Genomic DNA, 2,149 nt, shown 5'->3' with positions numbered 1-2,149 from the left:
GCTGACATATGCACTTTTAAAGTTTTGACACTATAACCTTCAAGTGAATCAAAATAATCTTTAATCGTTTCGCTTGTAATTCGATCTATGCGGTTTATGCTTCCGTAAAGGCAGAAATCAACGAACTTGTGGATAACTTCCAGATATCTACTTTTGGTGGAATAACTATATATCATTTGCGAAGGCTTAATCTTTTTGGATCCTATACTGTCTGAGCGTTCTAGAAAGTACTTTATTGAGTATTTAATATTCATCTTCTTACGCATGCACTTCCCCCTACAGCAAAAATCGAAACGGCCGGAGCCGTTTCGGTATAAAGAATTTTTGTTTATAAATATCCCTGTTTAGTTTTTACCCGTCCCTTTATTAGGGACATATATATTAGCCTCTTTTATAGGGTAAGAGGCTTCTGACCCGCCCCTGGCCTAAATAAGACCGTGAACAGATACACTAAACCTCTGTATGTATCTGTTCGTATCCGGGGCCAGACACCCTTCTTTTTTTTATTCAGCTTTTTCGTTTGGAGAGGGATTTTATAGGAAGGATCAAAAAGCGGTATTTTTAATACCGCTGGTTAAACTTCTTGTCTTTTTCCTCTCTTTTTTAATTTTTACTTTTCTTTTTTTCCTTCTTTTTTACTCTCTTTTACTTTTACTTTTCGCCAGGAAAAGAAGGAAAAAACCTGGCGCCTCTCCATCTACTAAAACCCATACCAGCTAAATATAGATTTATTTAAAATCATATTAGCCGTCAATAGCCTGTTCGAAAAAATTTTACACAGCCTCGAAAAAGGCATAATTTAAAAATTTTAATAAAATCTTAAAACCCTCTTTTAAGCTTAGTCGAAAGAAATTTTCGAACAGGCTTGAGGGACAAGGACCCACATCCATATAGGCTTAAAAGCCTCTTAAGGAGTCTGCCCTTCTGTCCCTCTAACCCAATAAGTTAGTTGGGCTTAAAAGCCCCTGCAACCCAGGAGAATGGTGTAGAGGGAGGTTATAGCTATGTTCTACATCGGTATCGACATCTCTAAAAATTCTTTTAATTTCTCCTACCATCGACGGTTGTTTTTTGATCAGATGCTTTTTCTTAATTTTTAAATAATTTATTTCTAATAATTCTCTTGGAATTATTGCTCCGATAGCAATTGACATAAGCAAAACAATTCCTAAATATCAATGGTTTCGATTTCCTCGCAAAGGAACGGATGTGTGTGTATGTATCGCATTTTAAACCTAATAATTACCAACAATTTTTAATTTACCTTTTTTTACCAGATCAACAACTATTACTGGTGGCGTAACTCCATCTCTTAAACAAACAAATCTATCATCAATTTTTTTTAAGTAAATAAATCCACTCTCATTAGTTTTATATTCTATTCCTTTCTCATCTTTAAGTATAGCATTTTTAATCTTTTCATACCATTTCTCTTTCTCCTCTTTCTGAAGTTTATCTTCCCACCAGCCAAGAGCCCAATCTTCCTTAAGTGCTTTGATTAAAAAAACCCTGTAATTTTCTGTGGCTTTCTCATTCGCATATTCTATATTGCGTTTACAGTACTCAAATCCATGTTTTTTATATGCTTTTATTAAAGCACTCTGGATTGTCTTTTTATTTCTTTCACTTTCAGGTAAAAGTTTTAATAAATCGCTAATAGGAGAATCATTTTCTATTGCCTTGATAGATTGTTTATCTTTCTTTTTACTAATCTTAAGAACTACCCATTTAAAACGCCGACCTAGTTTTTTAGCTTCGTATGATACATGTAAGTCAGTCTTTTTATTGATTTCTTTTATAGCAGGCTCAAGACAACGGCGTCTAAAATCTGCCCATAATTTTAACTCTCCCTTTTCAACTCCCAACAAATCTCTAAGTTCTTCAACTTCATATTTATATTTCCCTAACAACTCATTTTTTTTACATAGTTCATACAGTCTAAAAGCATATTTAGAACGTAACTTTAAAATTTCTCCTAGCTGATATTGTGTAAAACATTCTTTAAGCTGTAATAAATAAGGTTTAAGTTTTGGGTCAAAGCATAACTCTACATAACCTTCTCTCTCAAAATATTCAGCCGAAGATAGCCAATTTATTTGGAGTAAGGATTTTTCTTTCTTAATAGTAAGAGTTCGGTTTAAAAGAGACC

Annotated in this window: 2 protein-coding genes; both read right to left on the bottom strand. The window is 33.5% G+C overall.

The window, feature by feature from the left end; all coding sequences use genetic code 11:
• Positions 1-932: 932 nt before the first annotated feature.
• On the bottom strand, positions 933-1,160 hold the full coding sequence (locus ACXJH6_RS00070) for a hypothetical protein (RefSeq protein WP_456469720.1): 228 nt from the start codon (positions 1,158-1,160) through the stop codon (positions 933-935).
• Positions 1,161-1,235: 75 nt separating this feature from the next.
• The coding region (locus ACXJH6_RS00065) for a replication initiation protein (protein WP_456469719.1) at positions 1,236-2,149 on the bottom strand (914 nt) is incomplete at its 5' end.

It is taken from the genome of Caminibacter sp. (genome assembly GCF_053999135.1).
This window is presented reverse-complemented; position numbering and strand designations above follow the sequence as displayed.